Origin of the sequence: Pseudomonas quebecensis, from assembly GCF_026410085.1 — a bacterium.
Taxonomy (GTDB): domain Bacteria; phylum Pseudomonadota; class Gammaproteobacteria; order Pseudomonadales; family Pseudomonadaceae; genus Aquipseudomonas; species Aquipseudomonas quebecensis.
On the sequence record NZ_CP112866.1, the window covers coordinates 1074251 to 1097762 of the forward strand.

The window sequence follows — 23512 nt, forward strand, 5'->3', positions numbered from 1 at the left end:
CCCATTCCCACATGTACCGCGTGCTTTGCCAGGCGTCGGTTCTTTGCCGCAAGAACGATTTCTTGCGGCGAATAAGATCCGGGTCTGTTCCAACTAACGAAGTTGTTATCCGTTAGAGCAACCATTACCCATCACGTGATAATTAAGAATGTGACGCTGACCTTGGGAATCTTCATATTCCATTTTTACCGGTACAACTTCGCAGACTTCCGGGATGTTGCTCATGGACAACACTTTGGCTACGTCCAGCTTGGTGCTGTAGGTGTAGTCCTCAACAATCGGTGCATTCTGGCCGGCCAGTTCAGTCGGGGCCTCGTCGGCCAGGGCGGCGGTGGCGCACAGGCTGCTGAGGGCCATAACTAATAAAGCTTTCATTACTGTATCTACCTTCTTCAGGGCGAAAGGGGTCACGGGGCCCTTGTGAGGCCGCGTGTGTAACTTAAAAGTTGGGAAGTTCGGATTAACGTTGCCTTCGTGGGGGCTGTTACGGTGTTAATCACGGTGCCTTGGTTGGCGGAACTGATTCTAGGCCTGCGGGTTATATTCATATACCCGTGCTTTTGATAAACACTTTTGGCGGTTTTTGTAACAATCGCCGAATCAGGTTTTTTCCATCTGCGCGCAAAGCCGCGCAGGCAGCGGGCCAGAGCGGCGTAATGGCATAGCAGGGCAATTTGTAGGGTCTTGTTACTACCATCGTCGAATGGTTCTATAGGCTCACCCCGGCTACAACAGGGGCCATACAAAAACAACTATTGTCACCGAGGTAAGAAAGATGAGTGCGGCTTCCCTGTACCCCGTTCGCCCCGAAGTAGCAGCCAACACGCTGACCGACGAGGCGACCTACAAGGCCATGTACCAGCAGTCGGTGGTCAACCCCGATGGTTTCTGGCGCGAGCAAGCCAAGCGTCTCGACTGGATCAAGCCTTTCACCACGGTGAAGCAGACGTCGTTCGACGATCACCACGTCGACATCAAGTGGTTTGCCGATGGCACCCTGAACGTTTCCTACAACTGCCTGGACCGTCACCTCGCCGAGCGCGGCGACCAGGCGGCGATCATCTGGGAGGGCGATGACCCTGCCGAAAGCCGCACCATCACCTACCGCGAGCTGCACGAAGAAGTCTGCAAGTTCGCCAACGCCCTGCGTGGCCAGGACGTGCACCGTGGTGACGTGGTGACTATCTATATGCCGATGATTCCCGAGGCCGTGGTCGCCATGCTGGCGTGCGCGCGTATCGGTGCAATTCATTCGGTGGTATTCGGTGGTTTTTCGCCGGAGGCCCTGGCCGGTCGTATTATCGACTGTAAGTCGAAAGTGGTGATCACCGCCGACGAAGGTATCCGCGCCGGTAAGAAAATTCCGCTCAAGGCTAATGTCGACGATGCCCTGACCAACCCGGAAACCAGCAGCATCCAGAAGGTCATCGTGTGCAAGCGCACCAATGGCCAGATCAAGTGGAACCAGCATCGCGACATCTGGTACGAAGACCTGATGAAAGTGGCGGGCACTGTGTGCGCGCCCAAAGAGATGGGCGCCGAAGAAGCGCTGTTCATCCTCTACACCTCCGGTTCCACCGGCAAGCCAAAAGGCGTGCAGCACACCACCGGCGGCTACCTGTTGTACGCGGCCCTGACCCATGAGCGCGTGTTCGACTACCGCCCGGGCGAAATCTACTGGTGCACCGCCGACGTCGGCTGGGTCACCGGCCACACCTATATCGTTTACGGCCCGCTGGCCAATGGCGCGACCACGCTGTTGTTCGAAGGCGTGCCGAACTACCCGGACATCACCCGGGTGGCAAAGATCGTCGACAAGCACAAGGTCAATATCCTCTACACCGCACCGACCGCGATCCGCGCGATGATGGCCTCGGGCACCGCCGCCTGCGAAGGCGCCGACGGCAGCAGCCTGCGCCTGCTCGGTTCGGTGGGCGAGCCGATCAACCCGGAAGCCTGGGACTGGTACTACAAGAACGTCGGCCAGTCCCGTTGCCCGATTGTCGACACCTGGTGGCAGACCGAAACCGGCGGCAACATGATGAGCCCGCTGCCCGGCGCCCACGCGCTCAAGCCGGGCTCGGCGGCGCGGCCGTTCTTTGGTGTGGTGCCGGCGTTGGTGGATAACCTCGGCAACCTGATCGAAGGCGCCGCCGAAGGCAACCTGGTGATCCTCGATTCGTGGCCGGGCCAGGCGCGTACGCTGTACGGCGACCATGACCGTTTCGTCGACACCTACTTCAAGACCTTCCGTGGCATGTACTTCACCGGTGACGGTGCGCGTCGTGACGAGGATGGCTACTACTGGATCACCGGGCGCGTGGATGACGTGTTGAACGTGTCCGGCCACCGCATGGGCACCGCCGAGATCGAAAGCGCCATGGTCGCGCACCCTAAAGTCGCCGAAGCGGCGGTGGTGGGTGTGCCGCACGACATCAAGGGCCAGGGCATTTATGTCTACGTCACCTTGAATGGTGGCGAAGAGCCGACCGAAGCGCTGCGTCTGGAGCTGAAAAACTGGGTGCGCAAAGAGATCGGGCCGATTGCTTCGCCGGACGTGATCCAGTGGGCGCCGGGCCTGCCGAAGACGCGTTCGGGCAAAATCATGCGTCGTATCCTGCGCAAGATCGCCACGGCCGAATATGACGGGCTGGGGGATATCTCCACCCTGGCCGACCCGGGTGTGGTGGCGCATTTGATTGAAACGCACAAGACCATGAACGTCGCGTAAGGCGGGGTAGGTGGCAAACAGCCCCATTCGGCGTAGGCCGAGTGGGGCTTTTTTGTCGTTGCTTAAAACCGGTGGATATCCAAGTAGAGCGGACGCAGAGCGTCCTGGGCTGCATTCCCACGCGGAGCGTGGGAACGATCAAGGTAGAAACCAATAAATATCGGTTTTTCCCGTAGGAGGTTTCTGAATGTTACCGAGCGGTGCAAATGTGTAACCTCCTGCCCAGGCATGAGGCAAAGCGCTACGCTCATGCCGCGAAAAACCGCGTTTTAGACACCCTTTGAAATAAGATTAAACGCCAGACTTGCCGTGCTAGAAGGGTTTGCGAATAATAGGCCCGCAATTTGCAGCATCAACAGGTTTAATATCTTTTGTCTCTGCATAAATTTCAGAGGCTGTCAATGAGCTGGAACCGCTTTCTCGGTGCTTCTGTAAATTGTTGTCGCATTGAGGAAATATCGGCTTCCGGCCTGTCGTTAGAATGCCGATCACTCGCTCGTCGTCGCAGGTAGCCACCGGCGCAGGACGCAGCACCGCTATTCGGTTTTACTCAATCGCATCGTGGGCCCTGGCTCATACTGCTGTTTCTGCCCTATACCGATGGAGTCCCAAGATGAAGAAACTCGTGCTGTTGGGCGCCCTGGCGCTGTCCGTGCTGTCCATGCAGGCTTTCGCTGAAGGCAAGCCGCTGAAAATTGGTATCGAAGCAGCCTACCCTCCGTTCGCATCGAAAGCGCCGGATGGCAGCATCGTCGGTTTCGACTACGACATCGGCAACGCGCTGTGCAAGCAGATGGACGTTAAATGCACCTGGGTCGAGCAGGAATTCGACGGTCTGATCCCCGCGCTGAAAGTGCGCAAGATCGATGCGATCCTGTCGTCCATGTCCATCACCGACGACCGCAAGAAGTCCGTCGACTTCACCAACCGCTACTACCTGACCCCGGCGCGCCTGGTGTTGAAGGAAGGCACGACCGTCAGCGACAGCCTGGATGAGTTGAAAGGCAAGAAGATCGGTGTGCAGCGCGGTTCGATCCATGATCGTTTCGCCAAGGAAGTGCTGGCCCCTAAAGGCGCCACCGTGGTTCCTTACGGCACCCAGAACGAAATCTACCTGGACGTGGCCGCCGGTCGTCTGGACGGCACCGTGGCTGACGCCACCCTGCTGCAGGACGGTTTCCTGAAGACCGACGCCGGCAAAGGCTTCGCGTTTGAAGGCCCGGCATTTACCGACGTGAAATACTTCGGCGACGGCGTAGGCATCGCGGTACGCAAAGGCGACAAGGAAAACCTGGACCGCATCAACGCTGCGATCGCTGCCATCCGTGCCAACGGCGAGTACAAGAAAATCCAGGACAAGTACTTCGACTTCGATATCTACGGTGCCGACGCCAAGTAAATCGTCGCGGCTGTCTGTCCAGAATGGCGCAAGCAACAGAATTCCTGCGGTTTGCGCCATTTTTTCATCCCCCTTTTCGAGGACCTGAATCATGTTGAAAGGCTACGGGGCCGTCATCCTCGATGGCGCATGGTTGACGCTTCAGCTCGCCTTGTCGTCCATGGCCTTGGCCATTGTTCTGGGTCTGATCGGGGTCGCGTTGCGCCTGTCGCCGGTGCGCTGGTTGGCCTGGCTGGGTGACTTGTACTCCACGGTGATCCGCGGGATCCCCGACCTGGTGCTGATCCTGCTGATTTTCTACGGCGGTCAGGACCTGCTCAATCGCGTCGCGCCGCTGCTGGGCTTTGACGACTATATCGACTTGAACCCCTTGGCCGCCGGCATCGGCACCCTGGGTTTCATCTTTGGCGCCTACCTGTCGGAAACCTTCCGCGGCGCCTTCATGGCCATCCCCAAGGGCCAGGCCGAAGCCGGCCTTGCGTATGGCATGAGCAGCTTCCAGGTGTTTTTCCGGGTGATGGTGCCGCAGATGATCCGCCTGGCGATCCCCGGCTTCACCAATAACTGGCTGGTACTGACCAAGGCCACCGCGCTGATCTCGGTAGTGGGCCTGCAAGACATGATGTTCAAGGCCAAGCAGGCGGCCGACGCCACCCGCGAGCCTTTCACCTTCTTCCTCGCAGTGGCGGCGATGTACCTGGTGATCACCAGCGTGTCGTTGCTGGCCTTGCGTTACCTTGAAAAGCGCTACTCGGTAGGCGTAAGGGCGGCTGATCTATGATCTTCGACTACAACGTCATCTGGGAGGCCATGCCGCTGTACCTCGGCGGCCTGGCGACCACTCTGAAACTGCTGGCGATCTCGCTGTTCTTCGGCCTGCTCGTGGCGGTGCCCCTGGGCTTGATGCGGGTGTCCAAGCAGCCGCTGGTCAACGGCGCGGCCTGGCTCTACACCTACGTGATCCGCGGCACGCCGATGCTGGTGCAGCTGTTTCTGATCTACTACGGCCTGGCGCAATTCGAAGCGGTGCGCGAGAGCTTCCTGTGGCCGTGGCTGTCCAGCGCGACGTTCTGCGCGTGCCTGGCCTTTGCGATCAACACCAGCGCCTACACCGCCGAAATCATTGCCGGTAGCCTCAGGGCCACTCCGAATGGCGAGATCGAAGCGGCCAAGGCCATGGGCATGTCGCGCTACAAGCTGTACCGCCGCATCCTGCTGCCGTCGGCCCTGCGCCGCGCGCTGCCGCAGTACAGCAACGAAGTGATCATGATGCTGCAGACCACCAGCCTGGCCTCCATCGTCACATTGATCGACATCACCGGCGCGGCCCGTACCGTCAACGCGCAGTATTACCTGCCGTTCGAAGCGTATATCACCGCCGGCGTGTTCTACCTGTGCCTGACCTTCATCCTGGTGCGCCTGTTCAAGTTGGCCGAGCGCCGCTGGCTGAGCTACCTGGCTCCACGGAAGCACTGATATGGAACGTATCGACCACCTGTTGCCCTGGGGCCACCTGGGCTGCGAGCGCCAGCTGAGTGTGTTCCGTTTCGGCAGCGGCGAGCGCAAGGCGTATATCCAGGCCAGCCTGCACGCCGATGAGCTGCCCGGCATGCGCGCCGCCTGGGAGCTGAAAAAGCGTCTGATCGAACTGGAACGGCAAGGCGCCCTCAACGGCGTGATCGAGCTGGTGCCGGTGGCCAACCCGATGGGCCTTGGGCAGCTGCTGCAAGGCAGCCACCAGGGCCGTTTCGAAGTGGGCAGCGGCAAGAATTTCAATCGCGACTTCGTTGAATTGAGCGAGCCCGTGGCCGAGCTGCTCACCGGCAAGCTGGGGGATGACCCTCACGCCAATGTGCGCCTGATTCGCCAGGCGATGAGCCAGGCGTTGGACGCACTGCCCGAGCCGAGCAGTCAGCTGCAGGGCATGCAGCGCGTATTGCTCAAGCATGCGTGCACCGCCGATATCGTGCTCGACCTGCACTGCGACGCCGAAGCCGCGCTGCACATGTACGCGTTGCCCCAGCACTGGCCGCAGTGGCGTTCGCTCTCGGCGCACCTGAATGTGAAGGTCGGCCTGCTCGCGGAAGACTCCGGCGGCAGTTCGTTCGATGAAGCCTGTTCGCTGCCGTGGTTGCGCTTGTCGCGGGCATTCCCCGAGGCACAGATCCCGTTGGCGTGCCTGGCGACGACGCTGGAGCTGGGCGGTCAGGCCGACACCGGTCGCGACGAAGCGATCTTCCATGCCGAAGGCATCCTCGCCTTCCTCGCCGAGCAGGGCCTGATCAAAGGCGAGTGGCCGGCGCCGCAACACGAACCGTGCGAAGGCGTGCCGTTCGAAGGCACCGAGTTGCTGTTCGCGCCCCACGCCGGGGTGATCAGTTACCTGCGCAAGGCCGGGGACTGGGTCGACAAAGGCGAACCGATTTTTGAAGTGATTGATCCCCTGACCGACCGCGTGAGCATTATCTGCGCGGGCACCTCGGGGGTGCTGTTTGCCGTTGAACGGCTACGTTATGCCCAAGCGGGTTTCTGGCTGGCCAAGGTGGCGGGGCGCGAAGCGCTGCGACACGGGCGCTTGCTCAACGACTGACCACCTGTTTTTGTGAGAACCGACCGCATGTACAAGCTTGAAGTCCAAGACCTGCATAAACGCTATGGCAGTCATGAAGTGCTCAAAGGCGTGTCCCTGGCCGCCGCCGCCGGTGATGTGATCAGCATCATCGGTTCCAGCGGTTCGGGCAAAAGTACCTTTTTGCGCTGCATCAACCTGCTGGAGCAACCCCACGCCGGCAAGATCCTGCTCAATAACGAAGAGCTGAAACTGGTGGCCAACAAGGACGGCGCCATGAAGGCGGCCGATCCCAAGCAACTGCAACGCATGCGTTCGCGCCTGTCCATGGTGTTCCAGCATTTCAACCTGTGGTCGCACATGACCGCGTTGGAAAACGTGATGGAAGCACCGGTGCATGTGCTGGGCATGTCGAAAAAAGACGCCCGTGAAAAGGCCGAGCACTACCTGGCCAAGGTCGGCGTGGGCCATCGCAAGGATGCGTTCCCCGGCCATATGTCCGGCGGCGAGCAGCAGCGCGTGGCGATTGCCCGTGCCCTGGCGATGGAACCGGAGGTGATGCTGTTCGACGAACCCACCTCGGCGCTCGACCCTGAGCTGGTGGGCGAAGTGCTCAAGGTGATGCAGGACCTGGCCCTGGAAGGCCGCACCATGGTGGTGGTGACCCACGAAATGGGCTTTGCTCGTGAAGTGTCCAACCAGTTGGTGTTTTTGCACAAAGGCATCGTCGAAGAACGCGGCAACCCGCGTGAAGTGCTGGTGAATCCACAATCGGAGCGGTTGCAGCAGTTCCTGTCCGGCAGCTTGAAGTAGCCACTCCGTGTGAGCGCTGCTTTATGTGGGAGGGGGCAAGCCCCCGCCCACATTGGATGTTCATCGTTTTTGAGATTTGTGTTCATTTACGGGCTAGCATTGGCCCACGGCTTCTTTCACTGTTTCTGCTTCGGATAGCCTTCCATGACCGCCCACAAAATTGGTTTCCTGATCTGGCCCAGCACAAAAGCACTCACGCTTGCGCTGGCTGAGGAGGCCTTGCGCGTGGCCCAGCGGGTGCATCCGGAAGTGGTCTACGAGCTGTCGTTTCTGCTCGCCGAACCTGCCGCCGAAGGTGCCTGGCAACTGCCGGGCGAGCCGTGGGCCGGCAAGCTCGAAGGCTTTCAGAAACTGTTCCTGCTGGCCGACGAGCCGCCCACCGTCATCGCCTCTCAACTGAGCAGCGCGCTCAAGCAATTGGTGCGCGCCGGGTGTGTGATCGGCGGGTTGTCGGCCGGCGTCTATCCGTTGGCCCAGCTCGGTCTGCTCGACGGTTACCGTGCCGCTGTGCACTGGCGCTGGCAGGACGACTTTGCCGAGCGCTTCCCCAAGGTCATCGCCACCAGCCATCTGTTCGATTGGGACCGCGACCGCCTGACCGCCTGCGGCGGCATGTCGGTGCTCGACCTGCTGCTGGCGGTGCTGGCCCGTGACCACGGCGCCGAACTGGCCGGTGCGGTGTCCGAAGAACTGGTGGTCGAGCGCATCCGCGAAGGCGGCGAGCGCCAGCGTATCCCCCTGCAAAACCGCCTGGGCTCCAGCCATCCGAAGCTGACCCAGGCAGTGCTGCTGATGGAAGCCAACATCGAAGAGCCGCTGACCACCGACGAAATCGCCCAGCACGTGTGCGTGTCGCGACGACAACTGGAACGCATCTTCAAGCAATACCTCAATCGCGTCCCCAGCCAGTACTACCTGGAACTGCGCCTGAACAAGGCGCGCCAGATGCTCATGCAAACCAGCAAGTCGATCATCCAGATCGGCCTGTCCTGCGGCTTCTCTTCGGGGCCGCACTTCTCCAGCGCCTACCGCAATTTCTTCGGCGCCACCCCCCGTGAAGACCGCAACCAGCGCCGCAGCAGCAGCCCATTCGAGTTGTCGTCGGTGCCGGCCGAGCGCGGCTGACGGGTTACTCCTCCACGGGCTCCGGCGGTGTCGGCGGCGCCAGAGGGGCGCCTGCATCATCGTGGGCCGCATCCGCGACTCCCAGGTCATTGCCGGTCTGCAAGAAATAGGTTCTTAAACGCTCGATGCTGGCAGGCGAAAACGAGTTCCCACTGAAGTCAGACTCTTCATCGAAGGGCAGTTGCCGTTCGAGGATGTCGGCGGGCACCTCTACGATGGCGTTGTCGCTGACGTCCAATGTGGTCAGGTGATGCAGGCCAAATACGCCACTGGGAAACTCGGTGAGCCCGACGTCCTGCATATACAGCGACTGCAGGTTGGACAGCTGGCTCACGTCAATCGGCAGGCCCAGTGGGTTCTCGCTCAGGTCCAGGTACTCCAGTTGCGTCATCGCCGCCAGCGCGCCGGCGGTTTCCTCAGTCAGGATAATCCGGCATTCCTGAAGGCTCAGGGAGGTCAGGCTGGGTATGTCGAATATCGAGGAAGGCAGCTTGCTCAGGGCGTAACGGAACACCGACAGGCTTTTGAGTTTGGGAAAGCCTGCGAGCAACCCGTCGATGTCGGTGGTGATGTCGCCCGTGCTCAGGTCCAGTCGAGAGATGTGTTCGAAACGCGCGTTCAACCTCGGTAGTGCGCCACGCAGCGGTGTCTCAAACGTCAGCTCGTGAGTGGGTGGCTCGCCGCCATTGAGTTCATCCAACGGACTCTCGCGGCGCCAGCCCTGTTCCAGCAACTCTTTGAACATCAGGCGGTTGATCTGCTCCTGGGCCTGGAGCTGCTCATCCATCCGGGCGCCTTGCGTGGGCTCGGGTGCCGGGACATCCAGTGCCCACGTCTGCAAATCTGCGCAGAGCTGGCGGTACTCGGCTTCCAGGCTGTCGAGTGCTCGAGGTACGGCGTCCATATCGCCTGGCAGGTTGAACACAAAACGGTTGGCCTCCGCCGAAGAGAATGTTGGGTAAAGCACTGATACCCGCGCGCGCTCGTTGGCTGGCGCATCGGCTTGCAGATGCTCGCCCTGGGCCTGGCTGTAGGTTTTGATGTGCTGCAATGCCTGGCGCGACAGCGGGTTGCCCGATAGGTTGAAGGCTCTGGTGGCCGACGCAGGCAGTGCGAACAAATCCTCGGGCAACTGGCTGATCCGGTTGTGGCTCAGGTTGATTTCACGGCGTCCCGTGGGCACCAGCAGGCTGGCGGGGAGCTCGGTCATGCCGGTGTTTTGCAGCGATAGCCTGAACAACCTGGGCAGACGTTCGAAATCGGGTAGGTGGGTGAGCGGGTTGTGACTGAGGTCCAGGTGCTCAAGGTAGTACAGGCCGATAAGGCCTTGTTCCTCGCCGGCCGACAGGCGCACGCCGCAGCGTGGCAGCTGCAGCGAGACCAGGTAGGGCAGCTCGAAGACCGTGGGTGGAATGGCACCGAGCAAGGCGTTTTCCACCCGCAGGCTGGTCAGTTGAGGAAACGCTTTAAGGAACTGCGCCACTTGCAGTGGGCTGGCGTTACCTTGCAGCTCAAGCGATGAAACCTCGCGGAAAAGCACGCCCAGCGCCGGCAGGTCACCGGCAAGCGGCGAGGGAACACGCAGTGCGTAGGTCGGTACGATGCTGGTACTGCGCTCGTCCAACGCCGACTCCTTGCGCCAGCAGGCTTCAAGCAATGCCTTGAAGGTCTGGCGCGTCTGGATGTCCTGCGGACGTGGCGCTTGCGTGGCCCATTGGGTCAATTCTGTCTGCAGGGCTGCGTACTCCTGCTCAAGGCGTGTCAGTTCTATTCGCCCCATTTCCAAAGTGCCGTGCAGGCCAAAGATAAAACTGCGCACTTCACTGTCATTGAAGGACGGATAAAGCGCTTTAACCCGGGCGACGTCCAAGGCGTGTGGCGTGGCTTCCCAGTGGCTGCCGGTGCGTTGGAAGTAGATTTTCACCTGTTCCAGGGTCGTCGGGGTGAACGGGTTGTTCGCCAGGTCGAAGTGTTCGCTGACAGCCGCCGGCAAGGTGAACAGCTCGGCGGGCAACGCGCTGATGCGGTTGTTCGACAGGATCGCGGCTTCCAGTCGCGGGCGATTCGCCAGGCCTGGCGGTACTTCGGTGATACCTGTGTGGTTGAGGTCCAGAAAGCTCAGCTGCGGCATGTTCGTCACATCGGGCGTGATGCCCAACGGGTTGTTGTAGAGATCCAGGCTTCTGAGGCGCGTCATGGCCGACAGCGTTTGCGCGCTCCGGGCATTCAAGGTGATCGAACAGTTGCTCAGAATCAGTTCATTGAGGTGCGGCATGCCCGGTGTGGCGGCGGGAAGTGCGTTCAGCGGCATGTCGCGCACCGCCAGCAGGCGCAGGTTTGGAAACAGCGCCAGGAAGGCGTCGAGGTGCGCGACCGGGCGCTCGCTGCCTTGCAGTTCCAGGAGTGTCACGTGAGGCAAGCGTGCGGTCAGTTGTGGCAGCTCGCCTTCGATGGGGGCGCTGAGCAGCAGGCGCAGGCCGTTGCGGGTGATCGGCTCATAGTAGTCGTCGACCGTGGTTTCGTGGCGCCAGGCGCGCCGGATTTCATCGGCCCAAAGGCGGCGATTGCGCCTTGCATACGTGTAATCCTGATGCCTCAGGCGTTCTCCGGTGGTGGACCGCTGAGGTGTATTGCTTTCCCAGATATCCAGGTCATTGTCCAGTTGCGCGTATTCGACTCTCAGTGCCGCCACCGCGCTCGAGGGTCCACCGGGTAGGCGCTGCAGGGTGATGACCAGCGCATTGATGCGTTCTTGAGAGAGGCGGGGATAGAGCTGTTGCAACTGCGCCTGGATGCTTGGCACGGTGCCGGGCTGGTGCGCGGGTGCCGCTCGATAACCCTCCATGCCGCCGAGCAGGCGCATGGTACTGGGGTCATGGCTGGGCTTGAGAATGGGATCGGCCGCCAGTAACGGGCTGAGTTGGCGGTGTTCCAGTGCGTGTTCGGCCATTGCCTGCCTGAGCTGCGGGCCTTGGCCGATGTGCAGGCCCAGTGCGTCGCGTTGGGTGTCGGGCAGGGCCTGCAGGACGGCGGTGTACAGGTCGGTGACCCCGAGCAGCTCATCGGTGAGCGTGGTCGGTGTATAGCCTCCGGTTTCGTGGCGGATCAAGGTTCGGTGGATAGGGGCGCTGGCGCTGCCAATGCTGTCGCGCAGCGGGCCGCTGGCACTGTAGTCCCTGACCTCGATACGCACGTCACTCGACCAACCCGGCAGGCGCTGCAATGAATGCAGGGCCAGGCGGTGGGTGTCCAGCGAAGCCAGCGACTCCCGATACAGCCCTTCATAGGCGCGAGCCACGCGTACCTGATGCAAGGCGGCGCGTGCCCGCTGTTGAAGGGATTGCGGGATATTGCCCTGGTTCAGCTCACGCAGTTCGCTGGTGCTGGCGTGATGCAGCAGCGCTTCGGCGGCGCTCAGAGGCAGGCCGCGCTCTGCGTTGATAAGACTTTGCAACCCAGCGTCGGTGGTGTGTTCCAGGCTGTGGTAGCGCGACTCGAACAGCGCCGCATGTTTGTCCTGGGCCAGGTCGGCCAATCGAGCCCTGAGGGTCCCGGCTCGTGCCTCCAGGGAGATCGGCGGCAAGCCGAACTCTTCCTCCAGCAACTGTTTACGTTCAGGTTCGTCCAGTGCCTGCAGCAGGGTTTTCAACAGGTCGCCGTTCGTTAACTGTTCCTCGGGTATCTGCACCACGGCGGCATCCGGGTTGCCGACGACTTCCCAGGCAACGGTGCCGTGGCGGTCGAGAAAACGCAGGGTTTTGGTCTTGGGCCACAGGCCGTAACGGGTCAGCAGGAACAGCTGGGTCTGGGCATCGGCGTGACTATATACGGCCGGATCGTCGCTGCGCAGTTGAGCGGCGAAGGTGTGCAGGTCGTGGTCGATCTTGAAGCGCCTGAGGCTGTCGGCCAAGAGTGCCGGCGGCGGCTGCCGGTTCAGGTAGTGCGCGCGCAGCGCATCGTCATCGACCCCGCTGATGTGGCGAACCTGCTCCAGTTGGGCATCGCTCAGGGCATCGACCTGATGGCCGAGCCGGCGCAACAGGGTCGGGCGGTCCCACGCCAGCGGGTAGTCCAGTTCGGTGACCCAGGCACCGCGGTCATTGGTGTACAGGCGCGGACGGTAGGCATCGGGGCGTGAAGGATGTTGCAGGCGATAGTGCCCGGTTACAGGGTCCGTCGCTACGGCGTAGTGCTGGCCGGCCAGGGGCAGGACGTCTTTGCCGGCGTGGCGATACAGGCCCTTGGCATCGGGCATGGCGTCGGCGGGCAGCGACAGGTCGTGGGCATAGGGTGCCAGGTCCGCATTCCACAGCCTGGAGGAGCCATCCTTGCGCATGACCGGTGTGAGCGTGTCAAAAAATGCCCACACGTGCGCGGGCAGCGCCTGGCGCAGCAAACTTTCGGCGATGGGCAGGCCGGTGGCGAACAGGCCCAGTTGCACCAGTTGTTCAAGCACCGACATCAGGTGTTCGAAGGCTTGGTCCTTGACGCCTTCGGCCCAGTCGACAATGCCCTCGAAGGTCTCATCGAGCAATTGGTAGGCGGTGTAGCCGAGCATCAACAGCCCCAGTGGCGGCACGAAAGGCGCGGCGATGAAGGCGACGACCTGCAGCAAGGCCGAACTGATCTTACCCAGCAGGTCCCAACGCCGCCAGCGCGCCTGCTGGTCGACGCTGGCGGTAGCGATCGCCATGCTCCGCGCATCGTTGAGCAGCTTATTCAAGTGGCTGTGGTAGAGGTGCTCGAACAGGTCTTCGCCGAAAGGGGTGGAGACCGCTTGCAGGTCAGGAGCGGCTGTCGGTGTTTCGCGCCAGCTGGGGCGTGCGTCCCCCTGGGTGTGTGGATGCCAGGTGACTTCGCTGAGGCGCGTGTCCAGCAGGGTGAAAAAACGGCCCTGTTCCTCATGGCCGACAAAATGGCTGAAAAAGCGCTGGTACTTGGGATGGCGCAGTTTGATCGTCAGTTCCTGCATGAAGTGGGCGGTGGAGGGGTAGTACTTGAGCGGGTGTTCCGGGTCGCCGGGAATGTAGGCCACTACGGGCACCACGGTTTGACTGCGTTCAAGGTCTGCGGCAAACAGCACGATGCCGGTGAGCGGGGTGGACAGCAGGCTCAAGTCGTGACGCAGCAGCGAAGTGCAGTCCTGGCCATTGAACAGGCGCGCGAGGGGATCAACACTGGCTTGCGGGATGTCGCCCTTCATCCGTGCCATCTGCAAGGCGACCTTCAAGGCCGACTGGTGGCTCTGCCTGAGCTTGAGCTGCAGGGCCGCCTTGGCCGCCGCATCCTGCACCCCCAGGTACTGCTCGAGGTAGGCGCTGTACTGGCGGCCGATATCCAGCTCGCGGCATAGCTGGGTGAAGGCGGGTACGCTGATGCGGGTGGCGACGCCGGGCAGGCTTTCGAAATGGCCATCGGCACCGGGGCGGGTGATGAAGGTGGACGCTTCTTCGTACGCGCCTTCTCGGGTTTCCGATTCTTCGAAGTTGTGCAACGCCGCTTCCAGCAGCGACACCGTCCAGGTACGCGCGGCACCGGACTTGACCTTGAGCCAGGGAATGGTGGCGGGGATATAGAGCCGAAGGTAGGTGCTGCGCACATCACGCTCGACACCGAAGCGCTGCTTGAGGGCTTGTTGCAGAATCGGTGCGCCGAAGTCTTGGGGGGATTTGAGGCTGGTCATCACCCGGTCCACTTGGTTTTGCGCGGCCCACGCTTCGCCGATCAGCGGCTTGAGCGCGTCATGTTGCTCGGCGGTGGCATTCGCATGCCAGGGCTCGATGCGCGGGGTGACAGCCTTGAGGGCTGCCCGGCGAGCATCGGACGCGTTGCCCAGCCAGGCGGGAATGGCCTTCGCCAGTAGGTCGTGGTGAAGGTCGCGATAGGTGGGAAGTAAATCGAGCGGGGCGGTTGGGTCGGGTTGCACGGGCATCGGCTGGCGCCTTCATGTGGTAAATGAAGGCCTAGCAAGCCAGAGGGTGACATAGGGGCGGTGTTAGATAGTTGCGCGGCTTGTCCGGATTAAAACAATCCGCCTTGGCCTGCCTCTGCGGCTTTACACGGTTTAAACTGCGCCATTGCGACGCTATTTGTCGCATTGGCGTAAACCCACGAAAATCGCGGGTTGGCGCTATAAGAAGTTGTCGCTTGGCGGCAAGGCCGCGCCGAAAACTGTCCTTACAATCCCTGCATCGCCCGCCAGTTCCAGGCAGGCGTTCCTCTTCAGGAGACTCCGATGTCCGTTGAGCAAGCCCCGGTGCAACGTGCCGATTTCGACCAGGTCATGGTTCCCAACTACGCACCTGCCGCGTTCATTCCCGTGCGTGGCGCAGGTTCACGTGTATGGGACCAGGCCGGTCGCGAGCTGATCGACTTTGCCGGCGGCATCGCGGTCAACGTATTGGGCCATGCCCACCCGGCGTTGGTCGGCGCGTTGACCGAACAGGCCAACAAGTTGTGGCATGTCTCCAACGTGTTCACCAACGAGCCGGCCCTGCGCCTGGCGCATAAGCTGATCGACGCCACCTTTGCCGAGCGCGTGTTCTTCTGCAACTCCGGCGCCGAGGCCAACGAGGCCGCCTTCAAGCTGGCCCGCCGCGTGGCGTTCGACCGCTTCGGCAGCGAAAAATACGAGATCATTGCCGCGCTCAACAGCTTCCACGGCCGTACCCTGTTCACCGTCAACGTCGGTGGGCAGTCCAAGTACTCCGATGGTTTCGGGCCTAAAATCACCGGCATCACCCACGTTCCTTATAACGACTTGGAAGCGCTGAAAGCCGCCGTGTCGGATAAGACCTGCGCCGTTGTATTGGAACCGATCCAGGGCGAAGGCGGCGTACTGCCGGCCGAACTGGCTTACCTGCAAGGCGCCCGCGACCTGTGCGACGCGAACAACGCGCTGCTGGTGTTCGACGAAGTGCAGACCGGCATGGGCCGCAGCGGCCACCTGTTCGCCTACCAGCATTACGGCGTGACCCCGGACATCCTCACCAGCGCCAAGAGCCTGGGTGGCGGTTTCCCGATCGCGGCGATGCTCACCACCGAAGCGCTGGCCAAGCACCTGGTGGTCGGCACCCACGGCACCACTTACGGCGGCAACCCGCTGGCATGTGCGGTGGCTGAAGCGGTGATCGATGTGATCAACACCCCTGAGGTGCTGGCGGGCGTGAAGGCCAAGCACGCACTGTTCAAGGCGCGCCTGGAGCAGATCGGCAAGCAGTACGGCCTGTTCACCGAAGTACGCGGCATGGGCCTGCTGATCGGTTGCGTATTGAGCGATGCATTCAAGGGCAAGGCCAAGGACGTGTTCAACGCGGCCGAAAAAGAAAACCTGATGATCCTGCAAGCCGGCCCGGACGTGGTGCGTTTTGCCCCGAGCCTGGTGGTGGATGAGGCGGACATCAGCGAAGGCCTGGACCGTTTCGAGCGTGCGGTAAAGACGCTGACCCAAGCCTGATACACATCTGTCTGTCGGACCGGATCAAATGTGGGAGGGGCTTGCCCCCGATGGCGGTGTATCAGTCACAGATGTATCAACTGACAGACTGCTATCGGGGGCAAGCCCCCTCCCACACTGGAATATGCCCACTTGAAGCTATGTGGCGTTCCTGACCTGTCCGGTATTTTTTTCTGTGAATTTTCGAGTTAAGGAGTGACACCATGCTGGTGATGCGCCCCGCGCAAATGGCTGATCTGGGCGAGGTACAGCGTCTGGCTGCGGACAGCCCGATTGGTGTCACCTCCTTGCCGGACGATGTGGAACGCCTGAGCGACAAGATCGCCGCCAGCGAAGCGTCTTTCGCGGCCGAGGTGAGTTTCAACGGCGAAGAAAGCTATTTCTTCGTGCTCGAAGACACCGAGACCGGCAAGCTCGCCGGTTGCTCGGCCATCGTCGCCTCGGCCGGTTATTCCGAGCCGTTCTACAGTTTTCGCAACGAGACCTTCGTGCACGCCTCTCGCGAGCTGAAGATCCACAACAAGATTCACGTGCTTTCCCAGTGCCACGACCTGACCGGCAACAGCCTGCTCACCAGTTTCTACGTGGTGCCGGAACTGGTCGGCTCGCCGTGGTCGGAACTCAATTCCCGCGGGCGCCTGTTGTTTGTCGCCAGCCATCCGGAGCGCTTTGCCGATTCGGTGGTCACCGAGATTGTCGGCTACAGCGACGAGAACGGTGACTCGCCGTTCTGGGACGCCATCGGCCGCAACTTCTTCGACCTCAACTACGCCGCCGCCGAGCGCCTGTGCGGGCTCAAGAGCCGCACCTTCCTCGCCGAGCTGATGCCGCATTACCCGATCTACGTGCCGCTGCTGCCGGACGCAGCCCAGGAGGCGATGGGCCAGGTGCACCCGCGCGCGCAGATCACTTTCGACATTCTGATGCGCGAAGGCTTCGAGACCGATCATTACATCGACATCTTCGACGGCGGCCCGACGCTGCATGCGCGGGTCTCGGGCATCCGTTCGATTGCCCAGAGCCGCGTGGTGCCGGTGAAGATCGGCGAGATGGTCAAGGGCGTCGGCCGCCAGTACCTGGTCAGCAACGCGCAGCTGCAGGATTACCGTGCGGTGATGCTGGAGCTGGATTACGCGCCTGGCAAGCCGGTAACCCTGGACCTGGCCGCGGCTGAAGCCCTGGGCGTCGGCGAGGGCGCCAGTGTGCGCCTGGTCGCGGTTTAAACGCAGAGTTTCGCGGGTGGCCAAGAGCGGCCCGTCTGAGGAGATAGCATGATCGTTCGTCCCGTACGCAGCAGCGATTTACCGGCCCTGATTGATCTGGCGCGCAGCACCGGCACCGGCCTGACCACCCTGCCGGCCAACGAAGAGCGTCTGACCCACCGCGTGGGCTGGGCGGAGAAAACCTTTCGCGGCGAGGCCGGTCGCGGCGATGCCGACTACCTGTTCGTGCTGGAAAACGACGAGGGCCGCGTGGTCGGCATTTCCGCGATTGCCGGTGCCGTCGGCCTGCGTGAGCCCTGGTACAACTTCCGGGTGGGCCTGACCGTCAGCGCGTCCCAGGAATTGAACATCTACCGCGAGATCCCGACGCTGTTTCTGGCCAACGACCTCACCGGCAATTCCGAATTATGCTCGTTGTTCCTGCACGCCGATTACCGCAACGGTCTCAACGGCCGCATGCTGGCCAAGGCGCGCCTGTTGTTTATCGCGGAGTTCGCGCAACTGTTCGGCAACAAGATCATTGCCGAGATGCGCGGCGTGTCCAACGAGGCCGGGCGTTCGCCGTTCTGGGAGAGCCTGGGCCGGCATTTCTTTAAAATGGAATTCAGCCAGGCCGACTACCTCACGGGCGTGGGCAACAAGGCGTTTATCGCCGAGCTGATGCCGAAGTTTCCGCTGTACAGCTGCTTTTTGTCCGAAGACGCGCGCAGCGTGATCGGCAAGGTCCACCCCGACACCGAACCGGCGCTGAGCATGCTCAAGAGCGAAGGCTTCAGCTACCAGGGCTATGTCGACATTTTCGACGCCGGCCCGGCGGTGGAATGCGAAACCAGCAAGATCCGTGCGGTGCGCGACAGCCAGTCGCTGGTGTTGGCCATCGGTACGCCAGGGGACGACGCCACGCCGTTCCTGATTCATAACCGCAAACGCGAAGATTGCCGCATTACCGCCGCACCGGCGCGCCTGGCCGCCGGCACGCTGGTGGTCGACCCGTTGACCGCCAAGCGTCTGCAACTGGTGGTCGGCGATCAGGTGCGTGCCGTACCGTTGTCCGCTGCTCGGGAGTCGAAGTAATGAATTCGTTGTATATCGCAGGTAGCTGGCTGGCCGGCCAGGGTGAACTGTTTGAATCGCGCAACCCGGTGACTCAGCACGTGCTGTGGGCTGGCAACGGCGCCACCGCCGAGCAGGTCGAGTCCGCCGTACAGGCCGCGCGTCAGGCGTTCCCGAGCTGGGCTCGGCGCAGCCTGGAAGAACGCATCGCGGTGCTGGACGCTTTCGCCGCCACGCTCAAGCGCCGCGCCGATGAAATCGCCCGCTGCATCGGTGAGGAAACCGGCAAGCCGCTGTGGGAAGCGGCGACTGAAGTCACCAGCATGGCGAACAAGATCGCCATCTCCGTGCAAAGCTATCGCGAACGCACCGGCGAGAAGAGCGGCCCGCTGGGCGACGCCACCGCTGTGCTGCGCCATAAGCCTCACGGCGTGGTCGCGGTGTTCGGTCCGTATAACTTCCCCGGTCACTTGCCCAACGGGCATATCGTGCCGGCGTTGCTGGCGGGCAACACGGTGCTGTTCAAACCCAGCGAACTGACCCCGAAGGTCGCCGAGCTGACCGTGCAATGCTGGATCGAAGCCGGCCTGCCGGCGGGCGTACTGAACCTGCTGCAAGGCGCGCGGGAAACCGGAATCGCCTTGGCGGCCAATCCAGGCATCGACGGCCTGTTCTTCACCGGTTCCAGCCGCACCGGCAACCATCTGCACCAGCAATTCTCAGGGCGCCCGGACAAAATCCTGGCCCTGGAAATGGGCGGCAACAACCCGCTGGTGGTGGACGAAGTGGCCGACATGGATGCGGCGGTCTACACCATTATCCAGTCGGCATTTATCTCGGCCGGCCAGCGTTGTACCTGCGCCCGTCGTCTGCTGGTGCCGCAAGGCGCCTGGGGCGATGCGTTGCTGGCGCGGTTGGTGGCAGTCAGTTCGACCATTGAAGTCGGCGCGTTCGATCAGCAACCGGCGCCGTTCATGGGCTCGGTGATTTCCCTCGCCGCCGCCAAAGCTTTGATGGACGCCCAGGAATTGATGCTGGCCAATGGCGCCGTGGCGCTGCTGGAAATGACCCAGCCCCAGGACCAGGCAGCGTTGCTGACGCCGGGTATCATCGATGTGACCGGCGTGACCGAACGCGAAGACGAAGAACTGTTCGGCCCGCTGCTGCAGGTGATCCGTTACCACGACTTCGAAGCGGCGATTGCCGAAGCCAACAACACCCAGTACGGCCTGGCCGCAGGCTTGTTGTCCGATTCCGAAGCGCGCTACCAGCAATTCTGGCTGGAAAGCCGCGCCGGTATCGTCAACTGGAACAAACAGTTGACCGGCGCCGCCAGCACCGCGCCATTTGGTGGAGTAGGGGCCTCGGGCAATCATCGCGCCAGTGCGTATTACGCGGCGGATTATTGCGCGTACCCGGTGGCATCGCTGGAAACCCCAAGCCTGGTGGTGCCCGCGACACTGACCCCTGGCATTACCCTCATCTAGAGGTGGGAGGGGATGTGTTGAAGACTTTTGATGCCTATAAAAACAGATGTTCGTGGAGCCTCGCCGATGAAATCCTATGAAGTCAATTTTGACGGTCTAGTGGGGCCGACCCATAACTACGGCGGGTTGTCCTACGGCAACGTCGCGTCCCAGAGCAACAGCCAGCAGTCTTCGAACCCCAAGGAAGCGGCGTTGCAGGGCCTGCAAAAAATGAAGGCCCTGATGGACATGGGCTTCGTGCAAGGCGTGCTGGCTCCCCAGGAACGTCCCGACGTGGCCGCGCTGCGCAACCTCGGCTTCAGCGGCAGCGATGCTCAGGTGATCCAGCAGGCGGCCAAGCAGGCCATGCCGTTGCTGGTTGCCAGTTGTTCGGCATCGAGCATGTGGGTGGCCAACGCCGCCACCGTCAGCCCCAGCGCCGACACCGCCGACGGCCGCGTGCATTTCACCGCCGCCAACCTCAACTGCAAATACCACCGCAGCATCGAGCACCCGACCACCAGTCGCGTGCTGGGCGCCATGTTTGCCAACCCGCAGCACTTCGCCCACCACGCCGCGTTGCCGGCAGTGGCGCAGTTCGGCGACGAGGGCGCCGCCAACCACACGCGTTTCTGCCGTGACTACGGCGAGGCCGGTGTGGAGTTTTTCGTGTTCGGCCGCAGTGCGTTCGACACCCGCTACCCGGCACCGCAGAAGTACCCGGCGCGCCAGACCCTGGAAGCTTCCCAGGCCGTCGCCCGTCTGCATGGCCTGAAGGATGACGGCGTGGTCTACGCCCAGCAGAACCCGGCGGTGATCGATGCCGGCGTGTTCCACAACGATGTGATCGCGGTGGGCAACGGCGAAGTGCTGTTCTACCACGAGGATGCGTTTCTCAATACCGAGCAGATGCTGGGCGAACTGCAGGCCAAGCTGGGCAAGCTGGGCGGCAATTTCCAGTCGGTGTGTGTACCGCGCGCCCTGGTGAGCGTCGAGGATGCGGTGCGTTCCTACCTGTTCAACAGCCAGTTGCTGACTCGCGCCGACGGCTCGATGCTGCTGATCGTGCCGGAAGAGTGCCGCGCCAATGAACGCGTCTGGCAGTACCTGCAGGGCCTGACCGCCTCGGGTGGGTTGATCCGTGAAGTGAAGGTCTTCGACCTCAAGCAAAGCATGCAGAACGGCGGTGGCCCGGCGTGCCTGCGCCTGCGCGTGGCGCTGAACGAAACCGAACTGGCGGCGGTAAACCCAGGGGTTATCATGACCGCGCCGTTGTACGACACGCTGACCCAATGGGTCCACAAGCACTATCGCGACAGCCTGCGCGAAACCGACCTGGCTGACCCGCAATTGCTGCTTGAGTGCCGGACGGCACTGGATGAACTGACGCAAATCCTTAAACTGGGCGCGGTTTATCCTTTCCAGATCAATTAACGCCGCACGGCTGAGAGCATTTTATGACCGACACCCTGAAACTGATCCTTGAAGACACCGACGGCACCCAGCTGGAAACCTCCTGCACCCGCGTCGCCGTGGTGTGGCAGGGCAAGGAAATCTGGATTCAGCACGACGGCCGCGGCCAACTGCTGATCGGTGTGGACGTGGAGGAAGGCGACGCCGAGTACGCCAACCTGCTGATGCGCCCGTTGGCCACCAACCTGATGAGCCTGCAACTGGAAATGGAACCGGCCGACGTTGACGGCGATGATGACGATCACGTCCACGGTCCTGGCTGCAACCACTAAGGAAGCTTGCGTATGCTCGCCCTCGGCAAACTGCTTGAACTGACCCTCGCCGGTCGCGAACCGGCGCAAAAAATTCAACTGACTGTCGACGGCGTGCAGATGCGCTGGCTCAGCGAGGGCGCATTGGAAGTGCGACCTCCCGAGACAAGGGACAATGGCAGCGATCTGCTGCTGTCGTCCGGCATCCATGGCAACGAAACCGCGCCGATCGAACTGCTCGACCGCCTGTTGCATGGCATCGCCCGTGGGGACATCAAGCCCCGCACCCGTATTCTGTTCCTGTTCGGCAACCCCGAGGCCATGCGCCGCGGCGAGCGTTACCTGGAACTGGACATCAATCGGCTGTTCAACGGCCGTCACGAAAAAAACATCGGCCCCGAAGCCATGCGTGCCGCAGAGCTGGAACAACTGGCGCGCAGTTTTTTCAGCAAACCCGAGCGCACGCGCCTGCATTACGACCTGCACACCGCCATCCGTGGCTCCAAAATCGAGCAGTTCGCGCTGTACCCGTGGAAAGACGGGCGCCAGCATTCGCGTCGCGAGCTGGAACGTTTGCGTGCGGCGGGCATGGAAGCGGTGCTGTTGCAGAACAAAACCTCGATCACCTTCACGGCGTTCACCTACGAGCAACTGGACGCCGAGGCTTTCACCCTGGAATTGGGCAAGGCGCGGCCGTTCGGGCAGAACCAGGGGGTGGACGTTTCACGCCTGGAATCGCGCCTGACGCAGATCATCGAAGGCACCGAGCCTGCGACCGACAGCCTGGATGGGTTGAAACTGTTTGCCGTGTCGCGGGAAGTGATCAAGCACAGCGATGCGTTCCTGCTGCACTTGCCGGCGGATGTGGAAAACTTTTCTGAGTTGAAAAAGGGTTATCTGCTGGCCGAAGACGTGGCCAAGACCCGTTGGGTAATCGAGGAGGAGGGTGCGCGCATCATCTTCCCCAACCCGAAGGTGAAAAACGGTTTGCGGGCAGGGATATTGATTGTGCCGACCACGGACGTGGGCCTGGCATAGACCTGGACCGAATGTGAGAGGGGGCAAGCCCCCCTCCCACATTTTGTTTTGCAGTATTGCTTAGACTGCTACCGCCCGTGGCTCGCTGCGACGGATCGCCCGCACTTTGTGCAGCGTGTCGGCGCAGGTCCGTGCCGCTTCCTGGCCCTTGTGCACGAAGTGCTCGTAGAAGAACGTCGTGTGTTCGCTGCCGCCGTGGAAGTGATGCGGCGTCAGGGATACCGAGAACACCGGCACTTCGGTTTCCAGTTGCACCTGCATCAGGCCGCTGACCACCGATTGGGCGACGAACTCATGGCGGTAGATACCGCCATCCACCACCAGCGCAGCAGCGACGATGCCGGCGTAACGGCCGGTCTTGGCCAGCAGTTTGGCGTGCAGGGGCATTTCAAAGGCGCCGCCGACTTCGAAGAAATCGATGTCCGATTCCTGGTAGCCCTGGGCGATCATTTCGGCGAGAAAGCCTTTACGGCTCTGGTCGACGATATCCTTGTGCCAGCAGGCCTGGATAAACGCGACGCGCTCGCCGTGATGGTTTTTGCTTTTGCTGTCGATAGCGGTGGGTTGCATGTTCTGACTCCTGTTTAAGAAAAAAACAGGGCGTTATGAATCGAATGGGATTTAAGGGTACGCATGCGCAAACAGGCGTGCGGCCCTTAGGTGCCAATCCCGTTCTCTCTTCATCCGGACTATGACCGTCGGCCCCGGGATCACACCGGGTCTGCTGACCTTGGCGCCGGCCTGCGTGAGCAGTCCAAGGCGTCAAGCGCTCGCGGGCTATGCACATTGCGTGCAATTACCGCCGGTGGGGAATTGCACCCCGCCCTGAGAACGTTGCCGCCAGAACCCTGGCGGCGCAGAGTTTTTAACACGGTTTTTCAGAAACTGCACGGACGCCGTATCGATAAGCTATAT

The 23512-nt window shown here is 61.7% G+C and carries 17 protein-coding genes and 1 riboswitch; of the genes, 14 read left to right on the top strand and 3 right to left on the bottom strand.

Annotation, left to right across the window (positions count from 1 at the left end; translation table 11 throughout):
- Positions 1 to 105: 105 nt before the first annotated feature.
- Positions 106 to 375 (bottom strand): DUF2790 domain-containing protein, encoded by a 270-nt coding sequence (locus OSC50_RS05115; RefSeq protein WP_181081214.1) that lies wholly within the window; start codon positions 373 to 375, stop codon positions 106 to 108.
- Positions 376 to 775: 400 nt separating this feature from the next.
- On the opposite strand from OSC50_RS05115, the gene acs reads away from it, so the two are divergent.
- The 7 genes from acs (at position 776) to argR (ending at position 8637) form a co-directional block, all read left to right on the top strand.
- Complete coding sequence (gene acs, locus OSC50_RS05120; RefSeq protein ID WP_181081213.1) at positions 776 to 2731, top strand: acetate--CoA ligase; 1956 nt, start codon at positions 776 to 778, stop codon at positions 2729 to 2731.
- Between the two features lie 613 nt (positions 2732 to 3344).
- On the top strand, positions 3345 to 4130 hold the full coding sequence (locus tag OSC50_RS05125) for an ABC transporter substrate-binding protein (RefSeq protein ID WP_181081212.1): 786 nt from the start codon (positions 3345 to 3347) through the stop codon (positions 4128 to 4130).
- Between the two features lie 91 nt (positions 4131 to 4221).
- Positions 4222 to 4911 carry an ABC transporter permease gene (locus OSC50_RS05130; protein WP_003193627.1) on the top strand — a complete coding sequence of 230 codons (690 nt, stop codon included), beginning with the start codon at positions 4222 to 4224 and terminating at the stop codon, positions 4909 to 4911.
- The gene (locus tag OSC50_RS05135) at positions 4908 to 5606 is read left to right on the top strand and encodes an ABC transporter permease (protein WP_181081211.1); all 699 of its coding nucleotides are present in this window, start codon (positions 4908 to 4910) and stop codon (positions 5604 to 5606) included. Before OSC50_RS05130 ends, OSC50_RS05135 begins: the two co-directional genes overlap by 4 nt.
- 1 nt (position 5607) lies before the next feature.
- Complete coding sequence (locus OSC50_RS05140) at positions 5608 to 6720, top strand: succinylglutamate desuccinylase/aspartoacylase family protein (RefSeq protein ID WP_253509036.1); 1113 nt, start codon at positions 5608 to 5610, stop codon at positions 6718 to 6720.
- A 27-nt stretch (positions 6721 to 6747) separates the two neighbouring features.
- Positions 6748 to 7512 (top strand): ABC transporter ATP-binding protein, encoded by a 765-nt coding sequence (locus OSC50_RS05145; RefSeq protein ID WP_124368064.1) that lies wholly within the window; start codon positions 6748 to 6750, stop codon positions 7510 to 7512.
- Positions 7513 to 7656: 144 nt separating this feature from the next.
- Positions 7657 to 8637: a transcriptional regulator ArgR gene (gene argR, locus OSC50_RS05150; RefSeq protein WP_181081209.1), complete on the top strand. Its 981-nt coding sequence runs from the start codon at positions 7657 to 7659 to the stop codon at positions 8635 to 8637.
- A gap of 4 nt (positions 8638 to 8641) precedes the next feature.
- Here the strand turns inward: argR and OSC50_RS05155 are convergent, their stop codons facing one another.
- Positions 8642 to 14569, bottom strand: coding sequence for a dermonecrotic toxin domain-containing protein (locus OSC50_RS05155; RefSeq protein WP_266246465.1), 5928 nt, complete (start codon positions 14567 to 14569; stop codon positions 8642 to 8644).
- 303 nt (positions 14570 to 14872) lie between these two features.
- Between OSC50_RS05155 and OSC50_RS05160 the strand changes: the two genes are divergently transcribed.
- The 7 genes from OSC50_RS05160 (at position 14873) to astE (ending at position 22597) form a co-directional block, all read left to right on the top strand.
- Entirely contained in the window at positions 14873 to 16093 is a 1221-nt protein-coding gene (locus OSC50_RS05160; protein WP_253509030.1) for an aspartate aminotransferase family protein, read from the top strand.
- A 203-nt stretch (positions 16094 to 16296) separates the two neighbouring features.
- Positions 16297 to 17316, top strand: coding sequence for an arginine/ornithine succinyltransferase subunit alpha (gene aruF, locus OSC50_RS05165; protein WP_181081206.1), 1020 nt, complete (start codon positions 16297 to 16299; stop codon positions 17314 to 17316).
- A 48-nt stretch (positions 17317 to 17364) separates the two neighbouring features.
- Positions 17365 to 18390, top strand: coding sequence for an arginine N-succinyltransferase (astA, locus tag OSC50_RS05170; protein ID WP_181081205.1), 1026 nt, complete (start codon positions 17365 to 17367; stop codon positions 18388 to 18390).
- Positions 18390 to 19856 carry a succinylglutamate-semialdehyde dehydrogenase gene (gene astD / locus OSC50_RS05175; protein WP_253509028.1) on the top strand — a complete coding sequence of 489 codons (1467 nt, stop codon included), beginning with the start codon at positions 18390 to 18392 and terminating at the stop codon, positions 19854 to 19856. Before astA ends, astD begins: the two co-directional genes overlap by 1 nt.
- 66 nt (positions 19857 to 19922) lie before the next feature.
- Entirely contained in the window at positions 19923 to 21269 is a 1347-nt protein-coding gene (gene astB, locus OSC50_RS05180) for an N-succinylarginine dihydrolase (protein WP_253509026.1), read from the top strand.
- A gap of 23 nt (positions 21270 to 21292) precedes the next feature.
- Positions 21293 to 21580, top strand: coding sequence for a topoisomerase II (locus OSC50_RS05185; RefSeq protein ID WP_181081202.1), 288 nt, complete (start codon positions 21293 to 21295; stop codon positions 21578 to 21580).
- A gap of 12 nt (positions 21581 to 21592) precedes the next feature.
- Positions 21593 to 22597: a succinylglutamate desuccinylase gene (gene astE / locus OSC50_RS05190; protein ID WP_266246463.1), complete on the top strand. Its 1005-nt coding sequence runs from the start codon at positions 21593 to 21595 to the stop codon at positions 22595 to 22597.
- Positions 22598 to 22657: 60 nt separating this feature from the next.
- On the opposite strand, the gene OSC50_RS05195 is transcribed toward astE, so the two are convergent.
- Positions 22658 to 23167, bottom strand: a complete 510-nt coding sequence (locus OSC50_RS05195) for a 6,7-dimethyl-8-ribityllumazine synthase (protein ID WP_057723717.1) — start codon at positions 23165 to 23167, stop codon at positions 22658 to 22660.
- Between the two features lie 97 nt (positions 23168 to 23264).
- Positions 23265 to 23434: riboswitch (FMN riboswitch) on the bottom strand.
- Positions 23435 to 23512 lie beyond the last annotated feature (78 nt).

Excerpts from the sequence above, each read along its gene's own strand:
- OSC50_RS05115 (WP_181081214.1), bottom strand. The coding sequence starts at position 375 with ATGAAAGCTTTATTAGTTATGGCCCTCAGCAGCCTGTGCGCCACCGCC.
- acs (WP_181081213.1), top strand. The coding sequence starts at position 776 with ATGAGTGCGGCTTCCCTGTACCCCGTTCGCCCCGAAGTAGCAGCCAAC.
- OSC50_RS05125 (WP_181081212.1), top strand. The coding sequence starts at position 3,345 with ATGAAGAAACTCGTGCTGTTGGGCGCCCTGGCGCTGTCCGTGCTGTCC.
- OSC50_RS05130 (WP_003193627.1), top strand. The coding sequence starts at position 4,222 with ATGTTGAAAGGCTACGGGGCCGTCATCCTCGATGGCGCATGGTTGACG.
- OSC50_RS05135 (WP_181081211.1), top strand. The coding sequence starts at position 4,908 with ATGATCTTCGACTACAACGTCATCTGGGAGGCCATGCCGCTGTACCTC.
- OSC50_RS05140 (WP_253509036.1), top strand. The coding sequence starts at position 5,608 with ATGGAACGTATCGACCACCTGTTGCCCTGGGGCCACCTGGGCTGCGAG.
- OSC50_RS05145 (WP_124368064.1), top strand. The coding sequence starts at position 6,748 with ATGTACAAGCTTGAAGTCCAAGACCTGCATAAACGCTATGGCAGTCAT.
- argR (WP_181081209.1), top strand. The coding sequence starts at position 7,657 with ATGACCGCCCACAAAATTGGTTTCCTGATCTGGCCCAGCACAAAAGCA.
- OSC50_RS05155 (WP_266246465.1), bottom strand. The coding sequence starts at position 14,569 with ATGCCCGTGCAACCCGACCCAACCGCCCCGCTCGATTTACTTCCCACC.
- OSC50_RS05160 (WP_253509030.1), top strand. The coding sequence starts at position 14,873 with ATGTCCGTTGAGCAAGCCCCGGTGCAACGTGCCGATTTCGACCAGGTC.
- aruF (WP_181081206.1), top strand. The coding sequence starts at position 16,297 with ATGCTGGTGATGCGCCCCGCGCAAATGGCTGATCTGGGCGAGGTACAG.
- astA (WP_181081205.1), top strand. The coding sequence starts at position 17,365 with ATGATCGTTCGTCCCGTACGCAGCAGCGATTTACCGGCCCTGATTGAT.
- astD (WP_253509028.1), top strand. The coding sequence starts at position 18,390 with ATGAATTCGTTGTATATCGCAGGTAGCTGGCTGGCCGGCCAGGGTGAA.
- astB (WP_253509026.1), top strand. The coding sequence starts at position 19,923 with ATGAAATCCTATGAAGTCAATTTTGACGGTCTAGTGGGGCCGACCCAT.
- OSC50_RS05185 (WP_181081202.1), top strand. The coding sequence starts at position 21,293 with ATGACCGACACCCTGAAACTGATCCTTGAAGACACCGACGGCACCCAG.
- astE (WP_266246463.1), top strand. The coding sequence starts at position 21,593 with ATGCTCGCCCTCGGCAAACTGCTTGAACTGACCCTCGCCGGTCGCGAA.
- OSC50_RS05195 (WP_057723717.1), bottom strand. The coding sequence starts at position 23,167 with ATGCAACCCACCGCTATCGACAGCAAAAGCAAAAACCATCACGGCGAG.